This is a genomic window from Pseudomonas sp. MWU16-30317 (assembly GCF_020515695.1).
Lineage (GTDB): Bacteria > Pseudomonadota > Gammaproteobacteria > Pseudomonadales > Pseudomonadaceae > Aquipseudomonas.
Window position 1 is genome coordinate 97,805 of sequence record NZ_JAIWJA010000006.1, and the last position, 14,546, is coordinate 112,350.

Consider the following 14,546-nt stretch of genomic DNA (forward strand, 5'->3'; position numbering starts at 1 on the left):
AATGAGCAAGCCTGTTCATCCCTGGGTGCACCGTGTGGCGCCCTGGATCCTGCCGATATTGCTGCTCGGCAGCTGGCAACTGGCAGTCAGCGTCGGCTGGTTGTCGACGCGCATCCTGCCGGCCCCCAGCGCGGTCATCGAAGCCGGCGTTGCGCTGGTGCGCAGCGGTGAAATCTGGACCCATCTGGCAATCAGCGGCTATCGCGCCGGTGTCGGCTTTGTGATCGGTGGCACCATCGGTCTCGCCTTGGGCTTCATCACCGGCCTGTCGAAGTGGGGCGAACGCCTGCTCGACAGTTCGGTGCAGATGATTCGTAACGTCCCGCACTTGGCGCTGATTCCGCTGGTGATTCTGTGGTTCGGCATCGACGAGTCGGCGAAAATATTCCTCGTGGCGTTGGGCACGGTGTTTCCGATCTACCTCAACACCTATCACGGGATCCGCAACGTCGATCCGGCGCTGGTGGAGATGTCACGCAGCTACGGCCTGTCCGGCTTCAGCCTGTTCCGCCAGGTGATTCTGCCGGGTGCGCTGCCATCGATTCTGGTGGGTGTGCGCTTTGCGCTAGGCTTCATGTGGCTGACGCTGATCGTTGCCGAAACCATCTCGGCCAGTTCGGGTATCGGTTATCTGGCGATGAATGCCCGTGAATTTCTGCAGACCGACGTGGTGGTGCTGGCGATCGTCATGTACGCCATCCTCGGCAAGCTGGCTGATCTCGCGGCCCGCGGTCTGGAACGGGTGTGGCTGCGCTGGCACCCGGCTTATCAAGTCAAGGGAGGTGCGGCATGACCGTTCTCGCCGAACATTCCACGCAGTTGCTCAAGGGCATTCCCCTGGCGGTGCGCAAGTTGCGCAAGTCGTTTGGTCCGCGTCAGGTGCTCAAGGACATCGAGCTGCGTATTCCGGCCGGGCAGTTCGTGGCTATCGTCGGGCGCAGCGGTTGTGGCAAGAGCACCTTGCTGCGCCTGCTGGCCGGGCTCGACCAGCCGACCGAAGGCGAGTTGCTGGCCGGCAAGGCGCCGTTGAGCGATGCGCGTGAAGACACCCGATTGATGTTCCAGGAAGCACGTCTGCTGCCGTGGAAAAAGGTCATCGACAACGTCGGTCTGGGCCTTAAAGGCGACTGGCGGCCGAAGGCGCTGCAAGCGCTGGAAGCGGTGGGCCTGAGTGACCGGGCCAATGAGTGGCCAGCAGGGCTGTCCGGTGGACAGAAGCAGCGCGTGGCCTTGGCCCGTGCCCTGATTCACAAGCCGCGCCTGCTGTTGCTCGATGAGCCGCTGGGTGCACTGGATGCCCTGACCCGCATTGAAATGCAGCAGTTGATCGAGCGTCTGTGGCAAGAGCATGGTTTTACCGTGCTGCTGGTCACCCATGACGTCAGTGAAGCCGTAGCCGTAGCCGACCGGGTGATCTTGATCGAGGAGGGTGAAATCGGCCTCGATCTGCTGGTCGACTTGCCCCGTCCGCGCGCCCGGGGCGCCTATGCCTTGGCGGCGCTGGAAGCTGAAGTGCTTAAACGCGTGTTGTCGTTGCCCGGCACCCCGCCTGAACCCGAACCCCCTTCGCCCCTGCCTACGCAATTGCGTTGGGCTTATTGATCCAAACCTCAAATACAGGAAATACGCTCATGACTATCAAGGCAATCAACGTCCGTAACCAGTTCAAAGGCACCATCAAGGAAATCGTCGAAGGCGACGTGCTGTCCGAAATCGACGTCCAGACCGCATCGGGCATCGTGACTTCGGTGATCACCACTCGCTCGGTCAAAGAGCTGGAGCTGGTGGTAGGCAGCGAAGTGATCGCGTTCGTGAAGTCGACTGAAGTGTCTATCGCCAAATTGTGATGATGTGGTGATGTTGCTGGCCTCTTCGCGGGCAAGCCTTGCTCCCACAGGTGTAAGACTCACCACTGTGGGGGCATTGCTGTTGCCATGGATGTAAGACTCACCACTGTGGGTGCATTGCTGTTGCCATGGATGTAAGACTCACCACCGTGGGAGCAAAGCTTGCTCGCGAAGGGTCCTTCTGCCGCGCCATCATCTTCAAGCCCGCTTAGGCAGATAAGGCGGCAGATACAATCCCAGATACGCCTCGAATACCCGCATGCCTTCTTCGGCCATGCGCGGGGTTATTTCGCCATGCAACTGCACCGAGCGCGCGTACACCCGGTCCCCCAACTCCATTGCCAGCGCGAACACGTCGACTTCGTCGGTGAGCCGTGGCAGTTCGAAGTGACGATCGAACAGCTGCTGCATCAGGGCGCCCAGCTCCAGATCATGCTGCCGATCGGCCTGCATCACCTCGCTGAGTCCGTGCTGCGCCAGGATCAACTGCCGTGCGGCAGAGTCCTGGCTGTAGATAACCAGCATGCGCTGCTCCACCACTCGCGACAGATCCCGCCAGGTGCCCAGCGCCTGATGATCGATCGGTGCCTGCAGGCACGCGCGAAAGGCGGCGTGGATATCGGCGGTCAGCGCTTCGAGCAGCGCGGGCACGCTGGCGAAAAAGTGATAGACCGATGACGGCGGTATCTGCGCGCGCTCCGCGACGCCGTAGATCGACAGGCTGGCGACCCCTTCGCTGGCCAACAAGGCACGCGCCGCCGCCAGTATCGACTCGATCCGCGCCTGGCTGCGGGCGCGCGGCTTGCGGGGGGTAGCGGGGCGATTCATGGCGGCTCTCCTGGGCATGGCGGCTGCATTGTAGCGTCAAGCCGGGAGGATTCGGCGCTTTCCCTGCGGCGCTGGACGCTGAACGAACACGGCATCCAGGTCGCTGGTCTGTCCCAGCAGTGAGGCGCCCCAATGGTGCGAATGATGAATGTAGCGGCGGTACAGCAATGCCTGTTCGCTGGCGCTGAGGCTCGGCGCCGTGGCGTTGCCGCAGGCACTGGCCAGCAGTTTGGCGACGATGGGCTGCAGTTCCTCAGGGTACGCGGGCTGCGCCAGCGGTTCGAAGGGCACGCCCTCGGCCACTGCCAACTGGTGCATGGCCTGCAGATACAGGCGCGAGAGATCGTTGCGTACGCTGCGCCGGCCTTCGAGGGCCGCATGTACCTGGACCGCGTCGATACGGTCACCGCGCGTGCTGCTGTAGGTGTTTTTGGTCCAGGTGCGGATCTGCAGCTCGAAGCCATAGTCCGGCGGGTGGGTCGCGGGCTGGTCGAGCAGTGCGGCGGTGCGCAAATAGCTGGGTGCGCTTTCCAACGGCCGTTGGGGTGCGATGCAGCTGCCATCGGGGCGGGTCAGAATGAGCCGTTCTTCCATCAGCGGCGGATAGCCACCGCCGATATCGCCGTGGGCGCCGGGCACGGGCAGGTCATAGGCACCAGCGCTCGACAGCGCAAAGTTGTGCCGATGCTCATCGGCGGCCACCAGATGCACGATGCGTCGGGCCATGTTGTCGCGCAGTTGCAGGCACGGTTGAGCGCCAGGGCCCATGATCGCCGCGACGGTGTCGAACAGGCCCATGAAGCCGATGCGCAGGGGCGCGCGTTGCAGCGCCGGGGCAATGATCTTGCTCTTGTGTAGCGCTCGCCCCAGTGCGCCTTCGGGCCCGGCACACAGATCGTTGGCGAAATGCCGGGCGCAGGCGGCGCCACGGCTGAAGCCGAAGAGGTCGAGGGTCAGGCTGTCGATCTGACGGCCCGGGTGTTGGCTGGTCCAGGCTCGAAGCAGCTCGAGGGTGCCTTTGTGCGCTCGACCGATGGCCGCCTCCCAGCCCAGGCTGCCTTTGCCGGTCGCCATCGCGAAGAGCGAAGACTCCTCGTCCTCAGCGGTACCGATCCCTTCGATGTACAGGCGCAACTGGTGTTGCTCGGGCGCATGCGGGTACCGCGCGAACAGCTTGGCAACATTGCTGGCATCGTCGTTATGGGCGTGGGCGAGGTGGTTGCCGGTGCCGTCGAAGAAGACGCCCAGCTGCACGTGTGCGGGGGGAATAGTGTGGGACATGATGCGCTTCCATCAGGTGAGATGGCCGCATCGTAAAAGCTGGGGGAGCATGACAGAGGCGGCTGGGTCGCCGGCCACTGTAGGACGATTCGGTAGTGCTCTGTACTCTCGGAAATGATAGGTATTGCACTGGCTCTCTGTGGGAGTGAGCAGAGCCACTCCCACAGAGAGATTTGCAAGCAATCAAACCGTATGCAGGTACCAGTTGTACTCGAGGTCGGAGATCGAGTGCTCGAATTCTTCCAGCTCGCTCTCCTTGCAGGCGACGAAGATATCGATGTACTTCGGATCGATATAGCGCGCCATCACTTCGCTGTCGTCCAACTCGCGCAGTGCATCACGCAAGTTGTTGGGCAGGCTTTGCTCGTTCTGTTCGTACGAGTTGCCTTCGACCGGCGCGTTGGGCTCGATCTTGTTGGTCAGGCCATGGTGGATGCCCGCCAGCACGCCTGCCATCAGCAAGTACGGGTTGGCGTCGGCGCCCGCTACGCGATGCTCGATACGCACGGCATCGGCGCTGCCCGTCGGTACACGGATGGCTACGGTACGGTTGTCCAGGCCCCAGCAAGGCGAGTTGGGCACGTAGAACTGCGAGCCGAAGCGCCGGTACGAATTGACGTTCGGGCACAGGAAGGCCATTTGCGCCGGGAGGGTCTCGAGCACACCGCCGATCGCGTGACGCAATGCGGCGTTCTGCTCGGGATCCTCACTGGTGAAGATATTCTTGCCGTCCTTGTCGAGAATCGAAATGTGCACGTGCAGACCGTTGCCCGCCTGGCCAGGGTAAGGCTTGGCCATGAAGGTGGTGTCCATTTCATGGTCGTAGGCGATGTTCTTGATCAACCGCTTGAGCAACACCGCATAGTCGCAGGCCTTGATCGGGTCGGCCACGTGATGCAGGTTGACTTCGAATTGGGCCGGGGCGCTTTCCTTGACGATGGCGTCCGCTGGAATGCCTTGCTCCTTGGCACCTTCGAGGATGTCCTGAAGGCAATCGACGTACTCGTCGAGGTCATCGATCAAATAAACCTGAGTCGAATGTGGGCGCTTGCCGGAGATCGGCGAGCGAGGCGGCTGTGGACGGCCGTTCACGTTCTCCTGGTCGATCAGGTAGAACTCCAGCTCGAACGCGGCGCAGATGGTCATGCCCATTTCGTCGAACTTGGCCACTACCTGGCGCAACACTTCACGCGGATCGGCGAAAAAGGGCTCGCCTTCGAGCTCGTGCATGGTCATCAGCAGTTGCGCGGTGGGGCGCTTCTGCCAAGGCTCGTTGGACAGGGTGTCCGGGATCGGATAGCAGATGCGGTCCGCATCGCCGATGTCCAGGCCCAGGCCAGTGCTTTCGACCGTGGAACCGTTGATGTCCAGCGCGAAGAGCGACGCCGGCAGATTGATGCCTTTCTCGTAAACCTTGTGGAGACTGGTGCGCTCAATGCGCTTGCCGCGCACCACACCATTCATATCTGCAATCAGAAGGTCGACGTACAGAACCTCAGGATGTTCCTTAAGGAATGCGTTCGCTTCATTCAGCTGAACGGCACGCGGGGGTACCGACATGATGCAACACCTTTGTTGTTAAAAATATCAATCATTGGGCTACAGCTGGTTCAGTCAATCCGAAAGGACTGTTGAAGTCAAGCAAGCCCACTTTTGCCCTAAAAAAGCGCTGATTAGCCGATTTTGCCGCAATTCAGGGCGCGTATGACGCGTTTTATAACGATATAACCGGGATCGCGAACAGGGTCATTTACATTTGTAGCCGGGGTGTTGTGGAAAAAAATGAACAAGGCTAAGCTCGGCGGCAACCCATAACAGCAAGAATAACGGGGGATACCATGTCGCATCGGCCGTCGAACGGCGTCAACGGTTGCACTCTGCAGTTCAAATCTTTCTACCGTCACGCCCAGTGCGTTCGCCATCGGCGCACGACACCGCGATTCGCCCGGCAATGCGCTTGGGTGCGGGCATCGACCGCCTCTGCGGCCGATATCATTGACAGCCCGCTCAAGCCCGCCACTTTCACTCTAGAACCCTATCGCTGGATTGGCCAAGTCTGCATGACTGGCGCAGCGAATATTCGTGTCGCAGACCATACTACCCTATCCCCGGGCATCCGCGTGGCCCGTGCCAGAGCCGCTCGCGGCCGGCTCGCGGCGGCCTCGGGCCTGGGTTTTGCACTGTTCATGCAACAGCTGGTCACACAAAACACGCGGTAATGACGTATTTTTCAGCGCAGGGCTAATAGCCTTGAGCGTTAAGCAGAAGTTCTGCAGCACCCACCGACGCATCTGCGTCGAACAGCGCCCGCGCCGCCCATGGCCGGGCTTCTTGAAGTCCTGAGGTCTTTATGAGCGCCAACCTCGACCAGCTCACCGATTGGTTGAAACAGCACAAGATTACCGAAGTCGAATGCCTGATCAGCGACCTGACCGGTATCACCCGCGGCAAGATATCGCCGACCAACAAGTTCATCGCCGAGAAGGGCATGCGCTTGCCGGAGAGCGTACTGCTGCAGACGGTCACCGGTGATTACGTCGAAGACGACATCTACTACGAACTGCTCGACCCGGCCGATATCGACATGATCTGCCGCCCTGACGAGAACGCGGTGTTTCTCGTGCCCTGGGCCATCGAGCCGACGGCTCAGGTGATCCATGACACTTACGACAAGCAGGGCAACCCTATCGAGCTGTCGCCGCGCAACGTGCTCAAGAAAGTTCTCAAGCTCTATACCGACCGAGGCTGGCAGCCCATCGTCGCGCCGGAAATGGAGTTTTACCTGACCAAGCGCTGTGACGATCCGGACTTCCCGCTGCAGCCGCCAATCGGCCGTTCCGGGCGCCCCGAGACCGGCCGCCAGTCGTTCTCCATCGAGGCCGCCAACGAATTCGATCCGCTGTTCGAGGACGTCTACGACTGGTGCGAAGCCCAGAACCTGGACCTCGACACGCTGATTCACGAAGACGGCACGGCGCAGATGGAGATCAACTTCCGTCACGGCAATGCCCTGGCGCTGGCCGACCAGATTCTGGTGTTCAAGCGCACCATGCGCGAGGCCGCGCTCAAGCACAACGTCGCCGCCACCTTCATGGCCAAGCCCATGACCGGCGAGCCCGGCAGTGCCATGCATCTGCACCAGAGCATCGTCGACCTGAACACCGGCAAGAACATCTTCGCCAATGAAGACGGCAGCATGAGCGAGCTGTTCCTGCACCACATCGGCGGCCTGCAAAAATTCATCCCCGAGCTGCTGCCGCTGTTCGCCCCCAACGTCAACTCGTTCCGCCGCTTCCTGCCCGACACCTCGGCGCCGGTCAACGTCGAATGGGGCGTCGAAAACCGCACCGTGGGCTTGCGCGTCCCGGATGCCGTGCCGCAGAACCGTCGCGTCGAAAACCGCCTGCCGGGCGCCGATGCCAATCCCTACCTGGCCATCGCCGCCAGCTTGCTGTGTGGCTACATCGGCATGGTCGAAGGCCTCGCGCCGAGCGCACCGGTGCATGGCCGTGGCTACGAACGGCGCAACCTGCGCCTGCCGTTGACCATCGAAGACGCGCTGGAACGCATGGAAAACAGCAAGACCATCGAGAAATACCTCGGGCGCAAATTCATCATCGGCTACGTCGCCGCCAAGCGCGCCGAGCACGAAAACTTCAAGCGCGTGATCAGTTCGTGGGAACGCGAGTTCCTGCTGTTCGCCGTCTGATCGCAGCGGGCCCGCCTTGGCTGGCGGGCCTTTCACAAGGAGCCTGCAATGAGCGTCACCAGCAACCCGCAAACCCGTCAGTGGCAGGAGCTCAGCAGCGACCACCATCTGGCACCCTTCAGCGATTACCAGCAGCTCAAGGAGAAAGGCCCGAGGATCATCACCCACGCCAAGGGCGTGCACCTCTGGGACAGCGAAGGCCACAAGATTCTCGACGGCATGGCCGGGCTCTGGTGCGTGGCCATCGGCTACGGGCGTGACGAGCTGGCAGATGTCGCCGCCAGACAGATGCGCGAGCTGCCGTACTACAACCTGTTTTTCCAGACCGCTCACCCGCCGGTGCTGGAACTGGCCAAGGTGGTGGCCGAGCTGGCGCCTGCCGGCATGAGCCACGTGTTCTTTACCGGCTCCGGTTCCGAAGGCAACGATACTGTGCTGCGCCTGGTTCGCCATTACTGGGCGCTCAAGGGCCAGCCGCAGAAAAAAGTCATCATCAGCCGCATCAACGGTTACCACGGCTCCACCGTGGCTGGCGCCAGCCTGGGCGGCATGGTGGGCATGCATGAACAGGGCGACCTGCCGATCCCCGGCATCGTCCATATCGCGCAGCCGTACTGGTTTGGCGAAGGCGGCGACATGACCCCCGAGGCTTTCGGCATCTGGGCCGCGGAAGAGCTGGAAAAGAAAATCCTCGAGGTCGGCGAAGCAAACGTCGCGGCGTTCATCGCCGAGCCGATTCAGGGCGCCGGCGGCGTGATCATCCCGCCGGACAGCTACTGGCCGAAGATCAAGGAAATCCTCGCCAAGTACGACATCCTCTTCGTGGCCGACGAAGTGATCTGCGGTTTCGGCCGCACCGGCGAGTGGTTCGGCAGCGACTACTACGACCTGCAACCCGATCTCATGACCATCGCCAAGGGCCTGACCTCGGGCTATATCCCCATGGGCGGGGTGATCGTGCGCGACTTGGTGGTCAAGGTCATCAGCGAGGGCGGTGACTTCAACCACGGCTTCACCTATTCCGGGCATCCGGTAGCGGCGGCCGTGGCGCTGGAGAACATCCGCATCCTGCGCGACGAACAAATAGTCACCCGTGTCAAAGAAGAAACGGCACCCTATTTGCAAAAGCGTTTGCGCGAACTTGCTGACCACCCATTGGTGGGCGAAGTCCGCGGCCTGGGGCTGCTGGGGGCGATCGAACTGGTCCGTGACAAGGCCACTCGGGCCCGTTACGAAGGCTTGGGGGTCGGCATGATCTGCCGCCAGTTCTGCTTCGACAACGGCCTGATCATGCGGGCTGTCGGTGACACGATGATCATCGCGCCGTCGCTGGTGATTACCAAGGCTGAAATTGACGAGCTGCTCGACAAGGCACGCAAATGCCTCGACCTGACGCTCGAAGCGGTGAATGGCTAAATGCTAGGCTTGCCGGCGGGGCGCAAGGGTTGTTGGGGGCTCCCCGCTCGAACACACGTGATCGACCTAAAAGAATCTGGAGCATTACGCATGAAGAAATTTGGCAAGTCCCTCCTCGCCGTGTCCCTGCTGGGTGTGGTCGCTGGTGTCGCGCACGCTGACGATAAAATCCTGCACGTCTACAACTGGTCCGATTACATCGCGCCGGACACCACCAAGAAATTCGAGGCGGCGACAGGGATCAAGGTTGTCTACGACGTGTATGACAGCAACGAAACCCTTGAAGCCAAGTTGCTGGCCGGCAAATCCGGTTACGACATCGTCGTGCCGTCGAACAACTTCCTGGCCAAGCAGATCAAGGCCGGCGTGTACCTCGAACTGGACAAGTCCAAGCTGAGCAACTACGGCAACCTCAACAAGAACCTGCTCAAGGCCGTGGCCGTCAGCGACCCGGACAACAAGCACGCCTTCCCGTACCTGTGGGGCACCATCGGCATCGGCTACAACCCGGACAAGGTCAAGGCTGCGCTGGGCGACAACGCGCCGACCAATTCCTGGGACCTGCTGTTCAAGCCTGAATACGCCGACAAGCTCAAGGGCTGCGGCATCAGCTTCCTCGATTCACCCACCGAGATGCTGCCGATCGCGCTCAAGTACCTGGGCTACCCGACCGATTCCCAGGACAAGAAGCAGATCGAAGAAGCGAAGAACCTCTACATCAAGAACGTTCGCAAGGACGTCGCCTACTTCCACTCCTCCAAGTACATCTCTGACCTGGCCAACGGCAACATCTGCGTAGCCGTCGGTTATTCGGGTGACATCTTCCAGGCCAAGTCCCGTGCCGCCGAAGCCGGTGGCAAGGTCAAGATCAACTACAGCATTCCGAAAGAAGGTGCGGGCAGCTTCTATGACATGGTCGCCATTCCCAAGGATGCCGAAAACGTCGAGGGCGCCTACAAGTTCATGAACTTCCTGCTGCAGCCGGAAGTCATGGCGGAAATCTCCAACGCCGTTTCCTACCCGAACGGTAACGAGGCTGCGACTCCACTGGTCAACGAGGACATCCGCGAAGACAAGGGCATCTATCCACCGGCCGACGTGCAAGCCAAGCTGTACGCCATCGCCGACCTGCCTGCCGCTACCCAGCGCGAAATGACGCGTGCCTGGACGGCGATCAAGACCGGTAAATAAACCGGATTCGATCAATGGCCAGGCGCTTCGGTGCCTGGTCATTCAGGGTAAACAAGCAATTTTTTTTGCTGGAAGAGTTTTTCAAATGTACGGTACGCCGATTTTTGCAGTTCGGCCGGCCGAATGGCGCCTGACAACAGCACATTGAGAGGATCTCCCACTTGGCTATTTCTTTATTTCGCAAGGCATTGCTGGCAAGTGCCGGTCTGACGCTGGCCCTGAGCACCCAGGCCGCGCCCACCGTGCATATTTATAATTGGTCCGATTACATCGGCGAAACCACCCTGAGCGATTTTGAAAAAGCCACCGGCATCAAGCCGATCCAGGATGTGTTCGACTCCAACGAAACCCTCGAAGGCAAGCTGCTCGCCGGGCGTACCGGCTATGACGTGGTGGTGCCGTCCAACCACTTCCTGGGCAAGCAGATCAAGGCAGGGGCGTTCCAGAAGCTCGACCGCGCGCAGTTGCCCAACTGGCAGAACCTCGACCCGGCACTGATGAAGCGCCTCGAGGCCAACGACCCTGGCAACCAATATGCGGTGCCGTACCTGTGGGGCACCAACGGCATCGGCTATAACATCGACAAGGTCAAAAAGGCCCTGGGCGTCGACCACATCGATTCCTGGGCCGTGCTGTTCGAGCCTGAGAACATCAAGAAGCTCTCCAAGTGCGGCGTGGCCTTCCTCGATTCCGCCGACGAAATGATCCCGACGGTCCTCAACTACATGGGTCTGGATCCCAACAGCACCAACCCCGAAGACTACAAGAAGGTTGAAGCCAAGCTGATGGCCGTACGCCCGTACGTCACCTACTTCAACTCGTCCAAATACATCACCGACCTTGCCAATGGTGATATCTGCGTGGCTGCGGGCTTCTCGGGCGACGTATTTCAGGCCCGCGCACGTGCCAAGGAGGCCGGAAAGAACGTCAACATCGCCTACGCCATCCCCAAAGAGGGCGGTGCGCTGTGGTTCGACATGCTGGCCATCCCGGCGGACTCGCAAAACGTCAAGGAGGCCCACGCCTACATCAACTACATCCTGCAACCTGAGGTGATCGCCAAGGTCAGTGACTATGTGGGCTATGCCAACCCGACGCCGAAATCCATCGAGTTCATGGACGCCAAGGTGCACAGCGATCCGACCGTGTACCCGTCTCAGGCGGTGCTCGACAAGATGTACGTGAGCACTGAGTTGCCACCCAAGATTCAACGCGTCATGACCCGCAGCTGGACCAAGGTCAAGACCGGCAAGTAATAGCTATCGGCCTGCGCCAGGGCGCAGGCCACCCATTTGTGGAGAATCTCGTTAATGGCCGTTGCCTCCAGCGCCTATAAGAAAGCCCTCGAAGGCGACCGGACACCCAAGCAGGTGTTGGTCAAGATCGATCGGGTAACGAAGAAGTTCGATGAGACGATCGCCGTGGACGACGTGTCGCTGGAAATCAAAAAGGGCGAGATATTCGCCTTGCTCGGTGGATCGGGTTCCGGCAAGTCGACGCTGCTGCGCATGCTCGCCGGCTTCGAGCGGCCCACCGAAGGGCGGATCTTCCTCGACGGCGTCGATATCACCGACATGCCGCCGTACGAGCGTCCGATCAACATGATGTTTCAGTCCTACGCGCTGTTCCCGCACATGACCGTGGCGCAGAACATCGCCTTCGGCCTCAAGCAGGACAAGATCTCTTCCGCCGAAATCGACGCCCGGGTCGCGGAAATGCTGAAGCTGGTGCAGATGAGCCAGTACGCCAAGCGCAAACCCCATCAGCTATCGGGTGGCCAGCGTCAGCGCGTGGCCCTGGCCCGCTCGTTGGCCAAGCGCCCGAAACTGCTGCTGCTCGACGAGCCCATGGGCGCACTGGACAAGAAACTGCGTTCGCAGATGCAACTCGAACTGGTCGAGATCATCGAGCGCGTCGGCGTGACCTGCGTCATGGTGACCCACGACCAGGAAGAGGCCATGACCATGGCCCAACGCATCGCCATCATGCACTTGGGCTGGATCGCCCAGATCGGCAGCCCCATCGATATCTATGAAACCCCCACCAGCCGCCTGGTGTGCGAGTTCATCGGCAACGTCAACCTGTTCGACGGCGAAGTGATCGAGGACATGGAAGGCCACGCGCTGATCGCCAGCCCGGAGCTGGAACGCAGCATCTACGTAGGCCACGGCGTCAGCACCTCGGTGCAGGACAAGCGTGTGACCTACGCCATTCGCCCGGAAAAACTGCTGGTCACCACCACTCAGCCGGCCCACGAATACAACTGGTCGCGCGGCAAGGTCCACGACATCGCCTACCTGGGCGGTCATTCGGTTTTCCACGTGCAATTGCCCTGCGGCAAGCTGGTGCAGTCTTTCGTCGCCAACGCCGAGCGTCTGAGCGCACGACCGACCTGGGACGATGAAGTGTTCGTCTGGTGGGAGGATGACAGCGGCGTGGTACTGCGCTCATGACAGACCACTCCACTCTTAAGCGCCGCCTCGGCCGCCTGCTGCCCAACGGGCGTCAGGCGGTCATCGGCGTGCCGTTCATCTGGCTGTTCCTGTTCTTCATGCTGCCGTTCTTCATCGTCCTGAAGATCAGCTTCGCCGAAGCCGACGTGGCGATTCCGCCCTACACCGAAATCCTCACCTACCTCGACGACAAGCTGCAGATCGCCCTGAACATGGGCAACTACCTGCTGCTGAGCGGCGACGATCTGTACATCGATGCCTATCTGGGCTCGTTGAAGATGGCCTTTATCAGCACGCTGCTGTGCCTGTTGATCGGCTACCCGATGGCCTATGCCATGTCGACGGCCAAGAAGGAAAGCCAGACGGTCCTGTTGCTGTTGATCATGATGCCGACCTGGACCGCCATCCTCATTCGCGTCTACGCCTGGATGGGTATCCTCAGCAACAACGGTTTGCTCAACGGCTTTTTGATGTGGACAGGCATCACCAGCCAGCCGATCGAGATCCTCAACACCAACCTGGCGGTGTACATCGGCATTGTCTATTCGTACCTGCCTTTCATGATTCTGCCGCTGTTTGCCAACCTGGTGAAGCACGATCAAAGCTTGCTGGAGGCGGCCTCGGACCTGGGCTCGAGCACCTTCAACAGTTTCTGGAAGATTACCGTGCCGCTGTCCAAGAACGGCATCATCGCCGGCTGCATGCTGGTGTTCATTCCGGTGGTCGGCGAGTTCGTCATTCCTGAGCTGCTAGGCGGCCCGGAAACCCTGATGATCGGCCGCGTGCTGTGGCAAGAGTTCTTCAACAACCGCGACTGGCCGGTGGCGTCGGCGCTGGCGGTGGTGATGCTGGCGATCCTGATCATCCCGATCGTGCTGTTCAACCGCAGTCAGGCTAAGGAACTGGAGGGCAAGATATGAAAGGCTTCAAGTTCTCGCGGTTCATGCTGGTAGTGGGGCTGCTGTTCATCTATCTGCCCATGCTGATTCTGGTGATCTATTCGTTCAATGCCTCGCGGCTGGTGACGGTGTGGGGCGGCTGGTCGGTGAGCTGGTACACCGGTTTGCTCGACAACACGCAGTTGATCAGCTCGGTGGGCCGTTCGTTGCAGATCGCCGCGTGCACGGCGGTGTCGGCGGTCATCCTCGGCACCCTGGCGGCCTTTGTGCTGACGCGGGTGCCGCACTTCAAGGGGCGTACGCTGTTCGGCGGTATGGTCACCGCGCCGCTGGTGATGCCGGACGTGATCACCGGTCTTTCGTTGTTGCTGCTGTTCGTGGCGATGGCGCAGTGGATCGGCTGGCCGCAAGAGCGCGGGCTGATGACCATCTGGATCGCCCACACCACGTTTTGCACCGCGTATGTGGCGGTAGTGGTGTCGTCGCGCCTGCGCGAGCTGGACCTGTCCATCGAAGAGGCGGCCATGGACCTCGGCGCGCGGCCGTGGAAGGTGTTCCTGCTGATCACCATCCCGATGATCGCGCCGTCGCTGGCGGCGGGGGCGATGATGTCGTTCGCCTTGTCCCTCGACGACCTGGTACTGGCCAGTTTCGTCTCGGGGCCGGGCTCGACCACGTTGCCGATGGAAGTGTTCTCGGCGGTGCGCCTGGGCGTGAAGCCGGAGATCAACGCGGTCGCCAGCTTGATTTTGCTGGTGGTGTCGACTTTCACCTTTATCGTCTGGTATTTCACCCGCCGCTCCGAGCAGCAGAAACGCAAGGCGATCCAGCTGGCGATCGAGGAGAGCGCTGCAGGCGGCGATCTGAAACGCGATTCGCGGCGTGATCCATCGCAAAACACCGCTTGATTCCTGTCGCGAGG

At 60.8% G+C, this 14,546-nt stretch carries 13 protein-coding genes; 10 read left to right on the forward strand and 3 right to left on the reverse strand.

Going from position 1 to position 14,546, the window contains the following annotated elements:
• The first annotated feature begins 1 nt into the window (after nt 1).
• Genes ssuC through LIX93_RS18025 form a run of 3 tightly spaced genes read left to right on the forward strand, consistent with a single transcriptional unit; the run spans nt 2 to nt 1,847 of the window.
• Nucleotides 2–793 carry an aliphatic sulfonate ABC transporter permease SsuC gene (gene ssuC, locus LIX93_RS18015; protein ID WP_226505411.1) on the forward strand — a complete coding sequence of 264 codons (792 nt, stop codon included), beginning with the start codon at nt 2–4 and terminating at the stop codon, nt 791–793.
• Nucleotides 790–1,602, forward strand: a complete 813-nt coding sequence (gene ssuB / locus LIX93_RS18020; RefSeq protein WP_226505412.1) for an aliphatic sulfonates ABC transporter ATP-binding protein — start codon at nt 790–792, stop codon at nt 1,600–1,602. The genes ssuC and ssuB overlap by 4 nt, the downstream gene beginning before the upstream one ends.
• A gap of 29 nt (nt 1,603–1,631) precedes the next feature.
• Complete coding sequence (locus LIX93_RS18025; protein WP_020291765.1) at nt 1,632–1,847, forward strand: TOBE domain-containing protein; 216 nt, start codon at nt 1,632–1,634, stop codon at nt 1,845–1,847.
• 198 nt (nt 1,848–2,045) lie between these two features.
• Here the strand turns inward: LIX93_RS18025 and LIX93_RS18030 are convergent, their stop codons facing one another.
• From LIX93_RS18030 to LIX93_RS18040, 3 genes are all read right to left on the reverse strand, one after another.
• Nucleotides 2,046–2,675 (reverse strand): TetR/AcrR family transcriptional regulator, encoded by a 630-nt coding sequence (locus LIX93_RS18030; RefSeq protein ID WP_226505413.1) that lies wholly within the window; start codon nt 2,673–2,675, stop codon nt 2,046–2,048.
• A 36-nt stretch (nt 2,676–2,711) separates the two neighbouring features.
• The gene (locus LIX93_RS18035) at nt 2,712–3,956 is read right to left on the reverse strand and encodes a DUF2235 domain-containing protein (protein WP_226505414.1); all 1,245 of its coding nucleotides are present in this window, start codon (nt 3,954–3,956) and stop codon (nt 2,712–2,714) included.
• Between the two features lie 183 nt (nt 3,957–4,139).
• Nucleotides 4,140–5,516 carry a glutamine synthetase family protein gene (locus LIX93_RS18040; RefSeq protein WP_226505415.1) on the reverse strand — a complete coding sequence of 459 codons (1,377 nt, stop codon included), beginning with the start codon at nt 5,514–5,516 and terminating at the stop codon, nt 4,140–4,142.
• Nucleotides 5,517–6,306: 790 nt separating this feature from the next.
• On the opposite strand from LIX93_RS18040, the gene LIX93_RS18045 reads away from it, so the two are divergent.
• The 7 genes from LIX93_RS18045 to LIX93_RS18075 all read left to right on the forward strand — a co-directional run bounded on the left by LIX93_RS18045 (nt 6,307) and on the right by LIX93_RS18075 (nt 14,532).
• Nucleotides 6,307–7,665 (forward strand): glutamine synthetase family protein, encoded by a 1,359-nt coding sequence (locus LIX93_RS18045; protein ID WP_226505416.1) that lies wholly within the window; start codon nt 6,307–6,309, stop codon nt 7,663–7,665.
• 48 nt (nt 7,666–7,713) lie between these two features.
• Nucleotides 7,714–9,081, forward strand: a complete 1,368-nt coding sequence (locus tag LIX93_RS18050) for an aspartate aminotransferase family protein (protein ID WP_226505417.1) — start codon at nt 7,714–7,716, stop codon at nt 9,079–9,081.
• Nucleotides 9,082–9,171: 90 nt separating this feature from the next.
• Complete coding sequence (locus LIX93_RS18055; RefSeq protein ID WP_226505418.1) at nt 9,172–10,272, forward strand: polyamine ABC transporter substrate-binding protein; 1,101 nt, start codon at nt 9,172–9,174, stop codon at nt 10,270–10,272.
• A 161-nt stretch (nt 10,273–10,433) separates the two neighbouring features.
• The gene (locus LIX93_RS18060; RefSeq protein ID WP_226505419.1) at nt 10,434–11,528 is read left to right on the forward strand and encodes a polyamine ABC transporter substrate-binding protein; all 1,095 of its coding nucleotides are present in this window, start codon (nt 10,434–10,436) and stop codon (nt 11,526–11,528) included.
• Between the two features lie 54 nt (nt 11,529–11,582).
• Nucleotides 11,583–12,725 carry a polyamine ABC transporter ATP-binding protein gene (potA, locus tag LIX93_RS18065; RefSeq protein WP_226505420.1) on the forward strand — a complete coding sequence of 381 codons (1,143 nt, stop codon included), beginning with the start codon at nt 11,583–11,585 and terminating at the stop codon, nt 12,723–12,725.
• A 38-nt stretch (nt 12,726–12,763) separates the two neighbouring features.
• Nucleotides 12,764–13,645: an ABC transporter permease subunit gene (locus LIX93_RS18070; protein ID WP_226505653.1), complete on the forward strand. Its 882-nt coding sequence runs from the start codon at nt 12,764–12,766 to the stop codon at nt 13,643–13,645.
• Nucleotides 13,642–14,532, forward strand: a complete 891-nt coding sequence (locus LIX93_RS18075) for an ABC transporter permease subunit (RefSeq protein WP_226505421.1) — start codon at nt 13,642–13,644, stop codon at nt 14,530–14,532. Before LIX93_RS18070 ends, LIX93_RS18075 begins: the two co-directional genes overlap by 4 nt.
• Nucleotides 14,533–14,546: the final 14 nt, after the last annotated feature.

Coding starts and splice junctions, on each gene's coding strand:
- potA (WP_226505420.1), top strand. CDS start 11,583: ATGGCCGTTGCCTCCAGCGCCTATAAGAAAGCCCTCGAAGGCGACCGG.
- LIX93_RS18035 (WP_226505414.1), bottom strand. CDS start 3,956: ATGTCCCACACTATTCCCCCCGCACACGTGCAGCTGGGCGTCTTCTTC.
- LIX93_RS18030 (WP_226505413.1), bottom strand. CDS start 2,675: ATGAATCGCCCCGCTACCCCCCGCAAGCCGCGCGCCCGCAGCCAGGCG.
- ssuB (WP_226505412.1), top strand. CDS start 790: ATGACCGTTCTCGCCGAACATTCCACGCAGTTGCTCAAGGGCATTCCC.
- LIX93_RS18050 (WP_226505417.1), top strand. CDS start 7,714: ATGAGCGTCACCAGCAACCCGCAAACCCGTCAGTGGCAGGAGCTCAGC.
- LIX93_RS18055 (WP_226505418.1), top strand. CDS start 9,172: ATGAAGAAATTTGGCAAGTCCCTCCTCGCCGTGTCCCTGCTGGGTGTG.
- ssuC (WP_226505411.1), top strand. CDS start 2: ATGAGCAAGCCTGTTCATCCCTGGGTGCACCGTGTGGCGCCCTGGATC.
- LIX93_RS18075 (WP_226505421.1), top strand. CDS start 13,642: ATGAAAGGCTTCAAGTTCTCGCGGTTCATGCTGGTAGTGGGGCTGCTG.
- LIX93_RS18025 (WP_020291765.1), top strand. CDS start 1,632: ATGACTATCAAGGCAATCAACGTCCGTAACCAGTTCAAAGGCACCATC.
- LIX93_RS18045 (WP_226505416.1), top strand. CDS start 6,307: ATGAGCGCCAACCTCGACCAGCTCACCGATTGGTTGAAACAGCACAAG.
- LIX93_RS18040 (WP_226505415.1), bottom strand. CDS start 5,516: ATGTCGGTACCCCCGCGTGCCGTTCAGCTGAATGAAGCGAACGCATTC.